This window comes from Streptomyces sp. NPDC007346, assembly GCF_040703535.1.
Taxonomy (GTDB): domain Bacteria; phylum Actinomycetota; class Actinomycetes; order Streptomycetales; family Streptomycetaceae; genus Streptomyces.
Genome location: NZ_JBEYKR010000006.1, coordinates 88,933 through 106,189, shown reverse-complemented (window position 1 = coordinate 106,189; position 17,257 = coordinate 88,933). Strand labels below are relative to the sequence as shown.

The window sequence follows — 17,257 nt, the reverse complement described above, 5'->3', positions numbered from 1 at the left end:
CTGAGGAGCCTGAAGCTCACGAGCATGCTGTTGAGCAAGTGACGGCCGGGCCAACGGTGAACGGTGGCCGACGCGTCGAACCGTGAACCTAGCGGGACTCGAACGCATGTCACAAGTCGGTGCAGCGCAGATCACGTGAAAGTCACAGAGGTGACAGCGTGTCACCTTCGTCGAGCCGTCGTCCCGGCTCGAACTCCACCGGCAGCGTGCGCAGTCCGCGCATGATGAGCCCGCCGCGCCAGCGCAAATCGGCCGGTTCCGCCGCAAGCCGCAGGCCAGGGAGGCGCCTGAGCAGTGTCGCGACCGCGGCCTGGCCCTCCAGCCGGGCCAGGGGCGCTCCCAGGCAGTAGTGGATGCCGTGGCCGTAGCCGAGGTGCTGATTGTCACTCCGTGAGAGGTCGAGCGCGTCCGGATCGGCGAACCTGTCCGGATCCCGGTCCGCCGCCGCCAGCACCACCAGGACCGGGTCCCCGGCCGCGATCTCCTGCCCGCCGAGGGTCAGCGCCTCGGTGGCGTACCGCCAGGTCGCGAGCTCCACCGGGCCGTCGAACCGGAGCAGTTCCTCGATGCCGGTGGCCAGCAGCGCGCTCTCCCCCGCCGCGAGGGACTCCTCCAGCCGGGCGCGCTGTTCCGGGTGGCGCAGCAGGGCGTACGTACCGTTCCCGATGAGGTTGACCGTCGTCTCGAACCCGGCGAACAGCAGGATGAAGGCCATCGCCGCGGCCTCGTTCTCCGTGAGGTGCTCGCCGTGGTCACTGGCCCGGATCAGCCCGGAGATCAGGTCGTCGCCCGGATTCTCCCTCTTGCGGTGGATGAGTTCGGCGAGATAGCCGCGCATCTTCTTCACCGACCGGGCCACCCCGCCGCGCGGCCCGCCGCCGTGGCGGATCATCATGCCCGCCCAGTCCCGGAAGTCGTCCTGGTCCTCGCGCGGGACGCCGAGCAGGTCGCAGATGGCGTAGATGGGGAGCGGGAAGGCGAAGTCGTGGATCAGGTCCGCCTCCCCGTCCTCGATGAAGCGGTCGATGAGCCGGTCCGTCAGCTCCTGCACGCGGGGCGCGAACTCCGCGACCCGGCGCGGGGTGAACGCCTTGGAGACGAGCCGGCGCAGCCGGGTGTGGTCCGGCGGGTCGATGTTGAGCAGATGCGTCATCAGCTCGGCCTTGCGCTCCCCCGGGATCCCCGTCTTCCCCTTGGCCGCCGCGGACCCCGCGTGGTTGGCCGGGTTCTTGGAGAGCCGCGCGTCGGCGAGCGCCTGCTTGGCGTCCCCGTACCGGGTCACGAGCCAGGCCTCGACCCCGCTGGGCAGCGCGGTGCGGTGCACGGGGCTGTGCTCGCGGAGCCAGGCGTAGGCGGGGTAGGGGTCGGTGGCGAACTCCCAGGTGAAGAGTTCGGGGGCGTCTTCGGGGGCTGCGGAGTGGGGGCAGGCGGGGCTGTCGTTCACGCCTTGACGTTATCGGGCGGGGGGTCGGTGACCTCACGCAGTGCGGGGAGCGCCTGTGCCGCGGCGGAGTGCCCCTTCTGCGCGGCTCGGGAGAACCAGTTCCGCGCCTGGGCGGCCAGCAGCATCCCCAGCTGGTACTGCCCCCGTGCGCTGTCGGCTTCGGCGGCCCGCTCCAGGTACGGGAGGGCCTCGGCCTCCGCGTCGCGCGAGACCAGCAGCTCCGCCAGGGTGACCGCCGCTTCGGTGTCGCCCGCCTCCGCCGCCTTGCGGTACGAGAGCTCCGCGGCGGCGGAGTTCCCGGCCTCGGCATGGATGCGGCCGAGCAGCGTCAGAATCTCCGGGTTGCCCTCGGCCTGAGGCCCCAGGGCCTGGGAGGCCCTCCAGGCGATCGCCCTTCTCTGCATGGACTCATGTGAGTCCGGTGACAGATGGAGCGCGAACAGCCACATGCCGAGCGGGACGGACGGGCTGTTCCCTCGGCTCTCCATATCCGCCACGAGCGAACCGTGCACGGCCAAGGTGCCCTTGTGCCGCCCAGGAGCCAGAAGCCCCGTCGCTCCGTGCCGGATACCGACGGCCCAGGCGAATCCGTCCTCGGCCGACTCGGCCTCAGCTGCCGCCAGCTGTTGCGGATACAGCGCCTGGGCCCGCAGAAGGGCATCGCTGAGGATGTCCGCCATGGGCACTCCGCACCGGACGAGGTCGATCGCCGCCCGCACCAGCAGGTGACCGCGCGGGTGGGCGTCCGGCCGACGCGCACGCCGCCACTCCTCGATGAGTTCGGGACCGACCGCGAGATATTCGGGCACGCTACGCCGCCCGTGCCCGAGCAGGGCCTCCCGCAGGCGCGGTTCCTCGGTCTGCCCTCCCAGGCGCCAGATCTCGCCCGCGCTCCACACCCGCCGCAACTCGACCGGCCGCGCCCCGCTCAGCACCCCCACGCGTGCCGACCCCCCGAAGCGGCGGGCGTCGTACGCCTGGTCCTCCATCGTGGCGACCACGGGGACACCCAGCTGGGCGAGGCCCGCCAGGACCGTCGGGGTCATCCCCTGCTCCCCCAGGTGGCCCTCCAGGTCGTCCAGCCACAGGACGCGGTCCTCCTCGCGCCCTGTGCGTAACAGCGCCGGAAGCCCCCGCAGATCCGTCCCGGGCGCCGGGGCGAAGACCCGTGTCGTGCCCGGCAGGTTGGCGGACAGGGCGACCCACGCCGTCCGGGTCTTGCCGGAGAGCGGCGCGCCCGTCACCACCACGAGCCCGCCCTCCAGCCTCGCCTCACGGACCCGGGCGCCCAGCTCCCGGTCGCAGTCCCGCTCCACGTACGGCGGCAGCGGTGTCTCTCCGGGCAGCCGCCGGGTGCGGCGCACCCCCAGCGCGATCGGGTCGGCCGTGTCCAGCCGCGGCCACTCGGAGACCGGCGGAAGGGAGGCGTACGGCGGCTGCGCGTAGTAGGTGTGCACGCCCCCGCTCACGGACCCCGCCTGGACCACGGGCGCGTGGAAGACGCCGTCCGAGGCGGAGTTGCCCACGTCGGCCGCCATACCGTTCGGCGCTTCCCGTTCGGCGTCCATGCCCGTCCCCCACCCCTTCGTACGACCCCTCAGGTCACCGTGTCACCGTACTGACCCGCCCCGCCCTCCGCCGCCACGATCGCGTCCCTGTACACCCGGGCCGCCGCGCGCAGGGCGGCCTCCGGGTCGGTGCCGTTCGCCTCGGCGGCCACGGCGAGGGCGAGGAGCTGGTAGCCGATGGTGTCGCCGGTGGGGAGGGGGACGCCGAGTTGGGCCGTACGGGCTCGGCTGCCGAGCTTCGCGGCGAGGGCCAGGGCGGGCTGGCCCAGGGGGACGCCCTCGGTGACCGACGTGCGCTGCTTCTCGATGGCCTTCGTGCGCAGCCAGTGCGCGTGGACGTCCTCCGGGGTCTCGGCGCTCTCGTCGCCGAAGACGTGCGGGTGGCGGTGGATCAGCTTCTCGACGAGGCCGCCCGCCACGTCGTCGATGGCGAACGGCTCCTCGGGATCGTCCTCCGCGATGCGGGCGTGGAGGGCGACCTGGAGCAGGACGTCGCCCAGCTCCTCGCGCAGCTCGTCCCGGTCGCCGTCCTCGATCGCCTCGACCAGTTCGTACGCCTCCTCGATGGCGTACTTGGCGAGGCTCCTGTGCGTCCGCCGCGAGGTCCAGGGGCACTCGCGGCGGATCCGGTCCATGACCTGCACCAGGTCCAGGAGGCGGGCGCCGGGCAGGTCGTACGAGCCGGGGAGCAGCTCCAGGTCCGGCATGGCGACCCGGCCCGAGCCGCCGAGCCGGGCCAGGCCGTCGGTCAGGCGGCTGTCGCCCTCGCCGCCGACCAGGACGACGACGCTCCGGCCGCCGGCGCAGGCGGCGACCAGTTCGTCGGCGGTGGGCGCCGCGTGCTCGACGCGGACGCCCGCCTCGCGCAGGTAGGGCAGTTGCGGGTGGTCCGGGTCGGCGGACAGGACCCGGTCGGCGGCGTGCAGCGTCTGCCAGGCCGGCCAGGACAGCAGTCCGGGCGCGACCCGGTGGCTGGCGGTGAGCAGGACGATACGGCCGGGGTCGCCGGGGGCGGCAGTGGGAGTGCCGGGGGCTTCAGCGTTCACCCCGCGAACCTACCCGGCCCCCGGGCCCCGATGCCCGGCCCCTGCCCGGCTCGGGCGACCGGCTCCGGCGGCCTGCTCAGGCACCCGGCTCGGGCGACCGGCTCAGGCGCAAGGTCGGGCGCCCACCTCGGGCGACCGGCTCAGGCACGAGGTCAGGCGCCCGCCTGCGGGTCCTGCGGGGCGAACTCGGTGACCTGGGTGATCCACGGCGCCTGGTAGTTGCCGAGTTGCATCTTCTGGTCGTCCCAGGCGCCGAAGCGCGGGTTGACGTCGATCTTCAGCTGCTTCGACGCCTCGGTCAGCGCCTCGCCGACGACCTGCTGCCCCTCGGGCGTCCCGAGGTCCGCGCCGAGCGCCTTGGCGAGCTTCGGCAGCTGGACCTCCTGGCGCATGTCGTCGTCGATCTGGTCCGGGGCGACCCAGCGCTGCTGGAGCATCATCGCCCGCAGCTGCTCCTCGCCGCCGAACTGCGCGCGGCCGGCGGTCCGGGCCTCCTGGATCTCCTTGCGGGTGACGGTGACCCCGGCGTCCTCGGCGGCCTTGTCCACGATCCGGCCGAAGATCAGCCCGTACAGCTTGGCGCGGTTGAGCTGGCCGGACTTGTTGACCAGCTGGGCCGCCTGCGGCGAGCTCTCCTGGGCGGCGCGGACGTCGGCCGCCTGGGCCTGGACCGCCGAGACCTCGATCCGCTCACCGCCCACGACGGCCGCGGCACCCGGGTGGGCCTCGTTGCCGCAGGCGGCGAGAAGTGGGGCCGCGAGCAGGGTTGCGGCGGTGACGGCGAGCGCGGTGCGACGACGGCGGTGCAAAGGAGCCTCCCGTGGAGAGTTTGTGCATCGGTGCACAAGCCTTGCGGTGATCGATGTTAGGCAGTGGATGTGATCGGTGCCACTGATTCGGCCGACGAACTGTTCCGACCAACGATTCAGGAGGAGTCGGGGGTGTGGGGCCGTGGCCCGGAGCGCGTCAGCCGCCCCGGACGTCCCGCTGGTGGCTGAGGCGTCGGCGCAGGTCGACGGGGAGCGGGTGGTGGGGCCCGTACGTGCGCTCCGCGTCGTACAGCAGGGCCTGGAGCTGGGCGCGGCCCGCCGTGTGGTCCCCGACCGCGAGCAGGAGCTGCCCGATGCGGTGGCGGATGTCGAGGGCCCGGCCGGGGTCGGTGGTGACGGGCCCGTAGGCGTTCTCGTAGTACGGGAGGACCGCGCGGTACTCGCCGAGCGCGGCCGTGGCCTCGCCGAGCTGTTCGAGGCACTGGGCGGCGTCGTAACGGAACTGGAGTGCCTGGGAGTCGGCCGGTCCGGTCTCGGCGGTGCGGTCCTCCGCCAGCCGCCGCAGCTCCGGGAGGGCGCGGCGGTACTGCCCGTCGTCCATCAGCGTCGCCGCGTACTGCTTGCGCAGGATGCGGACGACCGGGGACCGCTCGCCGTGCTCGGCGGCGGCCGCCGGGAGGATGGCGCCGAGGATGTCCACGGCCTGGGTGATCCGGCCCTCGCCGAGCAGCTTCTTGACCTCGTCCACGGCCTGGGCGACATCGGGCCGGGCGGGCGGCGGCGAGGCAGGAGAGGTGGGAGAGGAGGGGGAGCCGGGCGAGGTGAAGGAGAGCGGCGGCGTGAGCGGCGGAGCCGGGGAGAGGAGGGAGGCGACGGCGGACCAGGGGGTCGCGCCCGGCTGGGCCTGCGGCGGTACGGAGGTGGATACGGCCGTCGGTCCGGAGGCGGCTACAGGCGCCGGTCCGGCCGCCGGGAGCGGCGCCGGTCCGGGTGTGGTGGCCGGGGTGACGGCCCGGTCCGGCCAGGGGGCGTGCGGGCGCAGGAAGGGCCGGGTCGGGTCGAGCGGCCCGGTGGGGGTGCCGTGCTTGGGCAGCAGCGGGGCCAGCCCCTCGTACACCTCCTGCGCGGAGGCGGGCCTGTCCTGCGGGTCCTTGGCGAGCAGCCGCAGGACCAGCGCCTCCAGCGCGACGGGGACCTCGGGCCTGCCCTGCCGGACCGGCACCGGGGGCTCGTACAGGTGGCGGTGCAGGACGCCGAGCGCGGTGGACCCGGCGAACGGCACGTCCCCGCTGAGCAGTTCGTGCAGGACCACCCCGAGGGCGTACAGGTCGGTGTACGGGCCGACCGCGCCGCCCATCGCCTGCTCGGGGGCCATGTAGGCCGGGGAGCCGATCGGCGAACCGGTGTGCGTGAGGCGGGTGGTGTCCGTGTCGAGCACCGAGGCGACGCCCAGGTCGAGCACGGTGACGGTGCCGTCGGGGCGGACCATCACGTTGCGGGGCTTCAGGTCGCGGTGGACGATCGGCACCGCGTGCACCGCGCACAGGACGGCACAGAGCTGGGCGGCGACGGCGACGGCCCAGGGCCAGGGGTACGGGTCCTGCTCGGCGAGGTGGTCGGCGAGGTCGGCGCCCTCCACGTGCTGCATGACGAGATAGAGGTCGTCGCCGTCGCTGCCCGCGTCGTGGACGGTGACCAGGCCGGGGTGGTCGACCTGCGCGGTGACCCGGCACTCCCGGACGAACCGGCGGCGCAGCTCGTCGGCGGCGTCGCTGCCGGTGGGCCCGGCGACCCGGTCCGGGCGCAGCAGCTTCACGGCGACGCGGCGGTCCAGGCGCTGGTCGTACGCCGTCCACACCTGGCCCATGCCGCCCTGGCCGAGGATGGCGGCCAGCTCGTACCGCCCGGCGATGACCCGGCCGCTCACCGGCCCTCGCCCTCCTTGCGGAGGTAGTCGCTGAGCTCGTCCAGCTCGGCCCGGACCTGATCGAGCCGCTGGGGCGCGGGGGTGGGCGGCGTGGCCTGGACGGTGTACGGGTTCGGGGCGGGGCGCGGTGCGGGGGTCGGGGCCGACTGCTGGTGGTGGACGGCCGGTTGATACGTCACCGTCGTGGCGCCGGGCGACGGCGGCCGGGGGGTGAACGGTCCCGGCGCCGCGTAGTGGCGCACCTCCATGACCAGGTAGTACGTGATGACGCCGGCGAGGAGCGCGATGAGCCACCCGACCCCCAGGAGCGCCTGGGCGTCCGTCATCTCGTCCTCCTCGGGCAGGGCCGCGAAGAACGCGAACAGGCCGACGGTGAGGACGACGGTGACCGCGAACAGCCACCAGTCACGGGGCCTGCGGGTGACGGTCGCGAGCCTCAGCATCGCCACCCACCCGAGGAATCCGCAGCTCAGCACGGTCAGCACAACGAAAAAGACGCGCAGCGCGGTGAGCGGCGCCGGGGACTGCCGGGGCGCCGGCGGCTGCTGCGGCGGGTAGCCGTGGCCGTGCATGTGCTGCTCCTGGGAGGCGTACGGAGTCGGACGGTGTGCAGTGAGCGTATACACCGCCGCCGACGGGCCGTCCCCGGTTGTGCCCAACCGTTGCCGATGAGGCCACCGGGGCGTGACCGTACGGCCCGTCAGGCCGTCGTACGCCCGGCGGCCCGGCCGGTCGCGGCGTCCGTCGCGTGCGCTGCGTGCGCCGTGTGCGTCGCGTCCGTCGTGTGCGCCGTCTCCGCCGCGTCCGCCGCGTGCACCGTGCCCGCCGTCTCCGCCGTGTCCGTCGTGAAGTCCACCTCGGCGGCGGGCAGGACGCGGATGCTCCGGCCGGGGAAGCGCAGGTTCCGGTAGATCTCGTTGTGGTGGGCGATCGACGCCTGGGGAGCTGCGTACGGGCCGGTGCCGGGCCGGACCGAGGTGGTGTGCGCGTCGGCGACGAGCACGACGTCGTAACCGAGGCTCAGCGCCCGCCGGGCGGTGGACTCCACGCAGATCTCGGTGGCGAAGCCGGTGACGACGACCTCGGTGACGCCCATCCCCCGCAGCGCCGCGTCGAGGCCGGTGTCCAGGAAACCGTCCGGGCTCGACTTGGCAACGACGCTCTCGCCGGGCGCGGGCGCGAGTTCGGGCGCGATGCGCCACCCCCAGGTCCCGGGCTCCAGCTCGTCGTCCTGGTGCTGGACCGTCACCACCGGTACGCCGGCCGTCCGGGCCCGCTCCCGGAGCCCGGCGATGGCCGCGACGGTCTCGGCGCCCCGGTGGGCGATGGCCACCAGGGCGTTCTGCATGTCGATGACGAGGAGGGCGGGGGTGTGGGGCACGGTCGGACGGTAACGCCTGACGGGGCGGTGGCGCACCGGAGTTACGTCCCCGACCGGTCCCGCCCCGGCCGCGTGATCCGGGGCAGCCGCCTCACACCCGGTGCCGTACCCACACGTTCGGCTCGGCGTAGACCGCGTACCCGTGCGCGGGCGAACAGTGCACCGGCACCAGCGCGCCCGGCACCTCCACCGGGCCCTCGGTGTCGAACGGCAGCCCGGTCCACTCCCGCCACTGCGCCAGCGTCCCGCTCACCGTCATCGACACCGGGGCCACCGCGTCCACGACCCCGCCCGCCCGCACGTGGACCCGCAGCCACGGGTCCTCGGGCAGCCCGTCCTCGGCGCGGGTGAGCCGGGCGTACTCCTCCATCGGCAGCGCGGGCCGCAGGTGCTTGCCGCTCGGCCGCACCGGGGCGACGACCTCACCGAAGCCGTGCCGCCCCGCGTTCTCGCGCATCGCGGCCAGCATCAGGCCCGAGATCCCCTTGCCCTGGTGACCGGTGGCCACCGTGATCTCGATCGCGCCGACGGTGTCGGGGGTCCGCCCGCGCCGCAGGTCCGCGAACGCCCACAGCAGCATCCGGTCCCAGCCGCCCACGGGCAGCTCGCCGCGCCCGGGGGCGTTCAGCTCGAAGGGGACGCTGAAGGCACGGGCGACCAGGCTGCCGTCCGGGTCGGTGGCGACCAGCACGTACTGCGGGAACTCGACGGCGATCCGCCCGAAGTTCGCCCAGCCGACGATGTCCTCCAGGACGAACGCCGGCCAGGTGTCCGGCATCCGGTCCAGGGCGGCGGCGAGTTCGGGGCGTTCGGCGAGCGTGGTGATGTGCGGCTTCATGGGGCCGACCCTAAGGGGACGGTACCGACCGTGACCAGGGGTTTTCTACGGGTTCGGGCCCCCGGGGACGACTGGCGGGGACATCCCCTAGGCTGCCCCCATGGGCGTTTCCTGAGCAACGAACGAGGTCCCGCACCGGGACCGTGAGCCGCCCGGCGCCGACCGCCGGGCCCCGTCCGTCTGCCCTCGCACCTCAGGAGACCCGCACCATGCCGCACCGGCCCGCCCCCAGCCGTACGCCCCTGCCCGCCGACGCCCTGGACCGCCGCGTCGAGCTGCTCCGCTCGACGGCCGAGGCGGACCCCCGCGTCGACGGCGTCCTCCTCTACGGCTCCTGGACGCTCGGCGAGGCCGACGCCCACTCGGACCTGGACGCCTGTCTGTACGTACGGGAGGAGGAGGTCGCCGCCTTCGACGGGCGGGAGTTCGTGGAGCGGCTGGCCCCGCTGAAGCTGGCGTACACCAACATGTACGGCATCCTCGCCGTGGTCTTCGAGGACCTGATGCGCGGGGAGTTCCACGTCGAGCCCACCGGCCCCGGCATCGCGGAGATCGCCACCTGGCGCGACCAGGTCCACCTGCCCCGCCCCGAGGCCGCCGTCCTCCTCGACCGCACCGGCCGCCTGACCCCCGCCGCCCGCGCACTGGCCACCTTCCGACCGCCGGAGCCCGTCGCCACCGCCCAGCAGCTCACCGACGAACTGGCCAACTGGACCCTGATGCTCGCCCACGTCCGGACCCGGGGCGAGACGGCCCGCGCCCACCACCTGCTGCACACCGTCATCGCCCCGCTCCAGCTGAAGCTCTGCCGCCTGCTGCGCGGCTCGACCGCCCACTGGCTCACCCCGAGCCGCGCCCTGGAGGCGGACCTGCCGGCGACGGACGTCGAGCGGTACGCCACGACCACCGCGCCCCTGTCCCCCGAGGCGGTCCGGACGGCGGCCGCGAACAGCTGGCGGTGGACCCGCGAACTGGCGACCGAGGCGGCTGACCGCTGGGGCACGAACCTGCCGCTCGGGCTGCATGAGGAGATCGGGCAGGCGCTGTCTCGGGACCGGTGACCTCAGTCGGCTTCGGGGGCGAACTCGTACTGCACCTCGTAGAGATGGCCCGCCTTGACCATCACCGTGGCCTCGATGGGCCGGTCGCGGCCGCTGAACACCACCCGCAGGGTGCGCAGGACCGGCAGATCGCCGGGGAGGCGGAGCAGACGGTACTGGTCCTGGGTGGCGACGCGCGCCGAGACGCGGTCCACGCTGAGCCGGGGCGGGTGGCCGAGTGACGCGAGGAGTGTGGGCGTGCCTCCCGCGATCCGGCGGCGCTCGGTGATGGCGGTGCCTTCGGCGATCTCCAGCGGGTAGTACGACGCGACGAGTTCGGCCGGCTCGTCGTCGATCGACAGCAGCTGGTGCCGGAGGATCGCCGTTCCGCCCGGTCGGAGCCCGAGTGCGTCGGCCACATCCGCTGGAGGGTCGGCTTCGGTGACGTCCAGCAGCGTGCTGTGGGCACGCGCACCGGAGTTCGCCGCTTCGGTCAGCCAGCGGTAGGGCTCGCCCGACGGTGACGGCGCCATGTACGCGGCAGGCCGTATCGTGCGCTGGCGGTGTTCGCGTACGGTCACCGACGCACCGGCCCGACCGACCACCAGGCGCTCGCTCTTGAGGCGCTGCACGGCCTTCTGGACCGTGGCGTTCGCGGCGCCGAACCGCTCCTTCAGCTGCGCGGTGGAGGGAAGGCTGTCCCCCGGAGCCAGCTCCCCGGACATGATGTCGTCCCGCAGATCGGCCGCGATCCGCTCGTGCAGGGGGCGGCCGTCCGCCTCTTCCGTCTCCGGTCCGCGCACCGTCATCCGATCCTGATCTCGTACCGCAGTCTCTGGCCCCGGGGAGGCATGACCATCACGTCGGCCTGGATCGGCCGGTCGGCCGCGTCCAGGGTGAGCCGGGTCAGTTCGAGGACCGGCTCGCCGTCCTTCAGCGACAGGGTCGCCCGCTCGCTTTCGGACGGCATGCGGGCCACCACGTCCTCCAACGCCCGGACACCGACGTGGCCGAGTTCGGCGAGCAGCCGGACGGCCCCGCCCCGGACCTTCGCCGTACCCGCCAGCCCTGTGCCCCGGGCGATCTCCACCGGGTAGTAGGTGTCGGTCAACTCGCACGGTACGCCGTCGAGATACATGATCCGGCGCCGTTCGACGACCCGCCCGCCCCGCTCCACGCCGAGCAGGTCGGCCACCCGGTCCGGGGAGGCCGCTTCACCGGCGCGCACAACCTTCTGCGTACCCCGCCGCCCTGCCGCCGCCGCCTCGGCTCCCCAGGCATCGCCCGGGGCTGACTGCGCCAGGTACCGAGCGGACGCGCTGATCATCTCGCCTTCACCCATGGCTCCTCCTTCGCCGACGCCGGACCTCGCCGCTGCACACGGTAGGCGACTCCGTCGAACACCCCAAAGAGTACCTTGCTAGCTTTCGCGAATAGCAGTACGGTCCTCTCGTCATCACCCACGAGCAAGGCGGTGAACCACCGTGTCTCTGTCGCAGTTACGGCGCTTTCCCCGACGGCGCACCTCCGTCGGCGCCTCCCGCGATTTCGTCGTCGACGTCCTCTTGGAGTGGCAGCTCACGGCTCTGATCGACGACATAAAGCTCTGTACTTCCGAGCTGGCCACCAATGCCCTGCTCCACGGCGTCCCACCGGGACGGGAATTCGCCGTTCGGCTCAGCCTGACGGATGACTTCGTACGGCTGGAGATCCGCGACAGCGGCGGCGGCCGGCCGGCGGTTCAGCACCCGGACGAGGACAGCTGCACAGGGCGCGGCCTGTTCCTCGTCGCTGAACTCGCCGCGGACTTCGGCATCGACCACCATGTCGTGGGCAAGACGGTCTGGGCCGCGTTCAAGCGGCCTGCGGCCCCCTAGCGCCCGAAGGCGAGACGCTTCGTGCCCCGCCGGGTCAGCCCGGCGGGGCACGATGGCTCGGGAAATACCGGGGCTAGGACCCCAGGATCGTCGTCAGGAACTCCCCCGTCCACGACAGGAGTTCGCGTCCCACCACCGGCTTCCCGCCGATCCTGCCCGTCGTCGGGCGCGGGACCAGGATCTGGTGGGCGGCGGGCTTGATGACCGTCTTGGGGTGCAGGCGCTTCAGGCGCAGCTCCTGGGACTCGCGCAACTCCACCGGGGCGAAGCGGATGTTGGAGCCCTGGAGGACGATCTCGCCGACTCCGCAGGCGCGGGCCAGCATGCGCAGGCCGGCCACCAGGAGGAGGTTCTCGACCGGTTCGGGCAGGGGGCCGTAGCGGTCGGTCAGCTCCTCGCGGACCGCGCGGATGTCGTCCTCCGAGGTGGCCTGGGCGATGGCGCGGTAGGCCTGGAGGCGCAGGCGCTCGCCGGGGGCGTAGTCGTGCGGGACGTGCGCGTCGACCGGGAGCTCGATCTTGACCTCCAGCGGGGGCTCCTCCTCCACGGTGCCGTCCATCTGGGCCCGGTAGTCGGCGACCGCCTCGCCGACCATGCGGATGTACAGGTCGAAGCCGACGCCCGCGATGTGGCCGGACTGCTCGCCGCCCAGGAGGTTGCCCGCGCCGCGGATCTCCAGGTCCTTCATCGCCACGTACATGCCCGCGCCCATCTCCGTGTGCTGGGCGATGGTGGCCAGGCGCTCGTGGGCCGTCTCCGTCAGGGGCTTCTCGGGCGGGTAGAGGAAGTAGGCGTAGCCCCGGTCGCGGCCGCGTCCCACCCGGCCGCGCAACTGGTGCAGTTGGGAGAGGCCGAAGTTGTCGCCGCGCTCCACGATCAGGGTGTTGGCGTTGGAGATGTCGATGCCGGACTCGACGATCGTCGTGGAGACCAGGACGTCGAACTTCTTCTCCCAGAAGTCCACCACCACCTGTTCCAGGGCCTGTTCGGACATCTGGCCGTGTGCCGTGGCGATGCGCGCCTCGGGGACGATCTCGCGGAGGCGGGCGGCGGCCCGGTCGATGGACTCGACCCGGTTGTGGATGTAGAACACCTGGCCCTCGCGCAGGAGTTCACGCCGTACGGCCGCGCCGATCTGCTTCTCCTCGTACGGGCCGACGAAGGTCAGCACCGGGTGGCGCTCCTCCGGCGGGGTGGTGATCGTGGACATCTCGCGGATGCCGGTGACCGCCATCTCCAGCGTACGGGGGATGGGCGTCGCGGACATCGTCAGCACGTCCACGTTGGCCCGGAGCTTCTTCAGCTGCTCCTTGTGCTCGACGCCGAACCGCTGCTCCTCGTCCACGATGACCAGGCCCAGGTCCTTGAACGTGGTGTCGGAGGAGAAGAGGCGGTGGGTGCCGATAACCAGGTCGACCGAGCCGTCCTTCAGGCCCGCGAGCGTCGCCTTGGACTCCGTCTCCGACTGGAAGCGGCTCAACGCCCTGACGTTGACCGGGAATTGGGCGTACCGCTCGGTGAACGTGCCGAAGTGCTGCTGGACCAGGAGGGTGGTGGGGACCAGGACCGCCACCTGCTTGCCGTCCTGGACCGCCTTGAACGCCGCCCGGACCGCGATCTCCGTCTTCCCGTAGCCGACGTCTCCGCAGACCAGCCGGTCCATCGGGACCGTCTTCTCCATGTCCTCCTTGACCTCGGCGATCGTGGAGAGCTGGTCGGGCGTCTCCGCGTACGGGAAGGCGTCCTCCAGCTCGCGCTGCCACGGCGTGTCCGGGGCGAAGGAGTGGCCGGGGGCCGCCATCCGGGCCGAGTACAGCTTGATCAGGTCGGCGGCGATCTCCTTGACCGCCTTCTTCGCCCGCTGCTTCGTCTTCGTCCAGTCGGCGCCGCCGAGCCGGTGCAGGGTCGGGGCCTCGCCGCCGACGTACTTGGTGACCTGCTCCAGCTGGTCGGTGGGGATGTAGAGCCGGTCGCCGGGCTGGCCGCGCTTGGCCGGCGCGTACTCGACCAGCAGGTACTCACGGGTCGCGCCCTGGACCGTACGCTGCACCATCTCCACGTACCGGCCCACACCGTGCTGCTCGTGGACGATGTAGTCGCCCGCCTCCAGCGTGAGCGGGTCGATCGTCTTCCTGCGGCGGGCCGGCATCCGGCCCAGGTCCTTGGTGGCGGTGCGCTGGCCGGTCAGGTCGGTCTCGGTGAGCACGGCGAGCTTCAGCGCCGGGTCGACGAAGCCCTGGTCGAGGGCGCCGCACGAGACGTGGACGAGGGACGGGGAGATCTCGGTGAGGTCCGCGTCCAGCCGGGCCGCGATGCCCTCGCCGCCCAGCACCTCGACCGTGCGGGAGGCGAGCCCCTGGCCCTCGGTGACGTACACCGTGCGCCACCCGTCGGCCAGCCACCCCTTGGTGTCGGCGAGCGCGCGGGCGGTGTCGCCCCGGTACGCCTCCGGGGCGTGCATCGACAGCTTGAGGGTGTCCTCGTCCAGGTCCGCGTCGTCGGCGGCGAACGGGGAGGTCGACCACCACATCACCCCCAGCTCACGGGCCCGGTCCCGGACGTCCGCGATGCTGCGCAGCGAGGCCGCGCCCACATCGATCGGGGCCTCGCCGCCGCCCGCGCTCGCCGCCCACGACGCCTGGAGGAACTCCTGACTCGTGGCGACCAGGTCGGACGCCCGCGTACGGACCCGCTCCGGGTCGCAGACCAGCGCCATCGACCCCTGCGGCAGGACGTCGAGCAGCAGCTCCATGTCGTCGACCAGGACCGGGGCCAGCGACTCCATGCCCTCGACCGCGATGCCCTCCGCGATCTTGCCGAGCAGCTCGCCCAGCTCCGGGTGGGCCTCGGCGAGGGCGGCGGCCCGCTCCCGCACCTCGCCGGTCAGCAGCAGCTCACGGCAGGGCGGCGCCCACAGGCCGTGGTCCGCGACCTCCAGGGACCGCTGGTCGGCGATCTTGAAGTACCGGATCTCCTCCACGTCGTCGCCCCAGAACTCCACCCGAAGGGGGTGCTCCTCGGTCGGCGGGAAGACGTCCAGGATCCCTCCGCGTACGGCGAACTCGCCCCGCTTCTCGACCAGCTCCACCCGCGCGTACGCGGCGGCCGCCAGCGCGTCCACCACCTCCCCCAGGTCCGCGCTCTGCCCGCTCGTCAGCGCCACCGGCTCCAGCTCGCCGAGCCCCTTGACCTGCGGCTGGAGCACGGAACGGACCGGCGCGACGACCACCGAGACCGGGCCCGTCTCCGGGTCGTCCTCGCGCGGGTGGGCCAGCCGCCGCAGCACCGCGAGGCGGCGGCCCACGGTGTCCGAGCGCGGCGAGAGGCGCTCGTGGGGCAGGGTCTCCCAGGACGGGAACTCCGCCACCGTGTCCGGCGGCAGCAGCGTCCGCAGGGCGGCGGCCAGCTCCTCGGCCTCCCGGCCCGTCGCGGTGACGGCCAGCACGGTCCGGCCGGTCTGCCGGGCCAGCGCGGCCACGGCGAACGGCCTGGCGCCGGGCGGACCCACCAGGTCGACGTGCATGCGGTGGCCGTCGGCGGCGGCCTTCACCGCCTCGGCGATCGCCGGGTCCGTTACGACGACATCCAGCAGACCGTGCAGGCTCATAGGGGCATCCGTCCGGGTCATGAGAGTGGTGCTGGCAGCCGGCTGCTGCCAGGGCGGGCAACGCGAAGGGCCCGACACGTGGGACGGGCCGGGGGTTCCAGACTACGACCCGCCGGTGACAGCCGCTTCCGCACCGGTGGGTGGCAGCCACTCGACACCGGTGGGTGGCAGCCGCTCCGCACGGTTGGTGACAGCCGCTCCGCACCGACCGTCGACAGGCGCTTCCGCGCCGGCCGGGACGCTCGCTCCGCGCGGCGGCGGTGTACCGGGCGGGCGGGGTGGGGAGTCTCCTCTACGAGGTGTGCGGCGCGGGCCCCGGCGGGCATCCGCGGTGCCGGGCCGGGCCGTCCACCGCTCCACCACCGCCGCTCGTCGCCGGTCGCCCACCGTTCATCTCCACGGGACACACAGTTCCGTCCGGGGTCCTCCCAGGAGTGATCCCACCGTCTAGTCTGTGGGCCGACCATGGCACGAACGGCTTCCGAGGGATCACCGGCGCACGAACAGTTCCACCGGCCGCGACAGCGGACGGCGACCAGCTCCGCAGGGCGATCCCCCGCGGTGCACGGACTCAAGCGGACACCAGGTATCGGGGATCGGGGGCGTACGTGGGTGAGAACGAGATGGCGGTTTTCGGGGTCTCCGCCGCCGAGGAAGAGATCTACCGCCACTTCCTGCGCAACCCCTCCACCGCCGCCGACGACCTCCACCTCCTGCTCCACACCGAGGCCGGGCAGGCCCGCGCCCGGATCGACCGGCTCCGGGAGCTGGGGCTCCTGCGGGTGGAGGACGACGGCCGCCGGATCGCGCCCGTGGATCCGGAGACCGCCCTCTCCCGCCTGGTCGATCTGCGGCTCCACGCACTCCACCAGGAGCTGCAGCGCGTCACCCAATCGCGCCACGTCATTGATGGTCTACGCGCGGAGCAGGGGGCCCGTACGCCCCCTCCGCAGGGCATCGAGCAGCTGGAGGGGCTCGCCCAGATCCGCAACCGGATCGACGACCTCGCCTTCTTCGCCCGGGACGAGATCCTCTCCGTGGAGCCGTACACCCGCCTCTCCCCGGAGAACATCGCCCGCTCCAGGCCGCTGGACCTGCGCTGCCTCAGGCGGGGTGTCCGGATCCGCAACGTCGTCTCCAGCGTCGCGCTCCAGGACCCGCCGACCGCCGCCTATCTGCGGGAGCTGACCGAGCACGGGGCGTCGATCCGGGTCACGGCGGACACCACGGAACGGCTCCTGGTCTACGACCGCCGGGCCGCCCTCGTACCGCTGGACCCCGGCGACACCTCCCGGGGCGCACTGCTCGCGCACCGCAGCGGTCTGGTCTCCAACATCATCGCGCTGTTCGAGAAGATCTGGGACCAGGCCGAGGAGCTGTCCCTCGCGGACGGCAAGGACGGCGGGGCGGACGGCCAGGCCCGCCAGGGGCTGTCCCCCATGGAGCGGCGGGTGCTGGTAGCGATGTGCACCGTCGGCAAGGACGAGGCCGGGGCCCGGGAGCTGGGGGTGTCGGTACGGACCTACCGGCGCCATGTCGCCGAGCTGATGCAGACCCTCGGCGCCGCCAGCCGCGCCCAGGCCGCGCTCCTGGCCCGTGAGCGGGGCTGGATCTGACAGGGCCGTGAGCGCAGCCCGGCCGGGCACAGGGCCGTGCAGGTGTGCGGACGCGGCGTGCGGACGCGTGCACGCATGGAGGCATGGAGGCATGGACGTACGGGTGCGTGGTCGTACGGATGCAGGGGTGTGCGGATGCAGGG

Annotated in this window: 13 protein-coding genes and 1 pseudogene; 3 read left to right on the top strand and 11 right to left on the bottom strand. The window is 73.1% G+C overall.

The window, feature by feature from the left end:
• Window positions 1-142: 142 nt before the first annotated feature.
• The 8 genes and pseudogenes from AB0917_RS03785 to AB0917_RS03750 all read right to left on the bottom strand — a co-directional run bounded on the left by AB0917_RS03785 (window position 143) and on the right by AB0917_RS03750 (window position 8,974).
• Entirely contained in the window at window positions 143-1,444 is a 1,302-nt protein-coding gene (locus tag AB0917_RS03785; protein ID WP_366817827.1) for a cytochrome P450, read from the bottom strand.
• Window positions 1,441-3,012, bottom strand: coding sequence for a tetratricopeptide repeat protein (locus AB0917_RS03780; protein WP_366817826.1), 1,572 nt, complete (start codon window positions 3,010-3,012; stop codon window positions 1,441-1,443). The genes AB0917_RS03785 and AB0917_RS03780 overlap by 4 nt, the downstream gene beginning before the upstream one ends.
• Before the next feature lie 29 nt (window positions 3,013-3,041).
• A complete protein-coding gene (locus AB0917_RS03775; RefSeq protein WP_366817825.1) occupies window positions 3,042-4,058 on the bottom strand; it encodes a nucleoside triphosphate pyrophosphohydrolase in 1,017 nt (338 codons plus the stop codon).
• Window positions 4,059-4,210: 152 nt separating this feature from the next.
• Window positions 4,211-4,867 carry a SurA N-terminal domain-containing protein gene (locus AB0917_RS03770; RefSeq protein ID WP_366817824.1) on the bottom strand — a complete coding sequence of 219 codons (657 nt, stop codon included), beginning with the start codon at window positions 4,865-4,867 and terminating at the stop codon, window positions 4,211-4,213.
• 157 nt (window positions 4,868-5,024) lie between these two features.
• Entirely contained in the window at window positions 5,025-6,755 is a 1,731-nt protein-coding gene (locus tag AB0917_RS03765; RefSeq protein WP_366817823.1) for a protein kinase, read from the bottom strand.
• Window positions 6,752-7,327 (bottom strand): hypothetical protein, encoded by a 576-nt coding sequence (locus AB0917_RS03760; protein WP_366817822.1) that lies wholly within the window; start codon window positions 7,325-7,327, stop codon window positions 6,752-6,754. The genes AB0917_RS03765 and AB0917_RS03760 overlap by 4 nt, the downstream gene beginning before the upstream one ends.
• Window positions 7,328-7,602: 275 nt before the next feature.
• A pseudogene (locus AB0917_RS03755) lies at window positions 7,603-8,136 on the bottom strand (cysteine hydrolase family protein); the annotation flags it as partial.
• Window positions 8,137-8,227: 91 nt separating this feature from the next.
• Window positions 8,228-8,974: an N-acetyltransferase gene (locus AB0917_RS03750; RefSeq protein WP_366817821.1), complete on the bottom strand. Its 747-nt coding sequence runs from the start codon at window positions 8,972-8,974 to the stop codon at window positions 8,228-8,230.
• A 209-nt stretch (window positions 8,975-9,183) separates the two neighbouring features.
• On the opposite strand from AB0917_RS03750, the gene AB0917_RS03745 reads away from it, so the two are divergent.
• Window positions 9,184-10,035 carry a nucleotidyltransferase domain-containing protein gene (locus tag AB0917_RS03745; protein ID WP_366817820.1) on the top strand — a complete coding sequence of 284 codons (852 nt, stop codon included), beginning with the start codon at window positions 9,184-9,186 and terminating at the stop codon, window positions 10,033-10,035.
• Window positions 10,036-10,037: 2 nt separating this feature from the next.
• On the opposite strand, the gene AB0917_RS03740 is transcribed toward AB0917_RS03745, so the two are convergent.
• Both AB0917_RS03740 and AB0917_RS03735 read right to left on the bottom strand, forming a co-directional pair.
• Complete coding sequence (locus tag AB0917_RS03740) at window positions 10,038-10,823, bottom strand: GntR family transcriptional regulator (RefSeq protein WP_366817819.1); 786 nt, start codon at window positions 10,821-10,823, stop codon at window positions 10,038-10,040.
• On the bottom strand, window positions 10,820-11,356 hold the full coding sequence (locus AB0917_RS03735) for a UTRA domain-containing protein (RefSeq protein WP_366817818.1): 537 nt from the start codon (window positions 11,354-11,356) through the stop codon (window positions 10,820-10,822). The genes AB0917_RS03740 and AB0917_RS03735 overlap by 4 nt, the downstream gene beginning before the upstream one ends.
• A 142-nt stretch (window positions 11,357-11,498) precedes the next feature.
• Between AB0917_RS03735 and AB0917_RS03730 the strand changes: the two genes are divergently transcribed.
• On the top strand, window positions 11,499-11,891 hold the full coding sequence (locus AB0917_RS03730) for an ATP-binding protein (protein ID WP_366817817.1): 393 nt from the start codon (window positions 11,499-11,501) through the stop codon (window positions 11,889-11,891).
• 73 nt (window positions 11,892-11,964) lie between these two features.
• Here AB0917_RS03730 and mfd read toward each other — a convergent pair whose 3' ends face one another.
• A complete protein-coding gene (mfd, locus tag AB0917_RS03725; protein WP_366817816.1) occupies window positions 11,965-15,498 on the bottom strand; it encodes a transcription-repair coupling factor in 3,534 nt (1,177 codons plus the stop codon).
• Window positions 15,499-16,106: 608 nt separating this feature from the next.
• Between mfd and AB0917_RS03720 the strand changes: the two genes are divergently transcribed.
• Window positions 16,107-17,114, top strand: coding sequence for a LuxR C-terminal-related transcriptional regulator (locus AB0917_RS03720; RefSeq protein ID WP_366817815.1), 1,008 nt, complete (start codon window positions 16,107-16,109; stop codon window positions 17,112-17,114).
• Window positions 17,115-17,257 lie beyond the last annotated feature (143 nt).

Coding starts and splice junctions, on each gene's coding strand:
- AB0917_RS03780 (WP_366817826.1), bottom strand. CDS start 3,012: ATGGACGCCGAACGGGAAGCGCCGAACGGTATGGCGGCCGACGTGGGC.
- AB0917_RS03760 (WP_366817822.1), bottom strand. CDS start 7,327: ATGCACGGCCACGGCTACCCGCCGCAGCAGCCGCCGGCGCCCCGGCAG.
- AB0917_RS03750 (WP_366817821.1), bottom strand. CDS start 8,974: ATGAAGCCGCACATCACCACGCTCGCCGAACGCCCCGAACTCGCCGCC.
- AB0917_RS03745 (WP_366817820.1), top strand. CDS start 9,184: ATGCCGCACCGGCCCGCCCCCAGCCGTACGCCCCTGCCCGCCGACGCC.
- AB0917_RS03740 (WP_366817819.1), bottom strand. CDS start 10,823: ATGACGGTGCGCGGACCGGAGACGGAAGAGGCGGACGGCCGCCCCCTG.
- AB0917_RS03735 (WP_366817818.1), bottom strand. CDS start 11,356: ATGGGTGAAGGCGAGATGATCAGCGCGTCCGCTCGGTACCTGGCGCAG.
- mfd (WP_366817816.1), bottom strand. CDS start 15,498: ATGAGCCTGCACGGTCTGCTGGATGTCGTCGTAACGGACCCGGCGATC.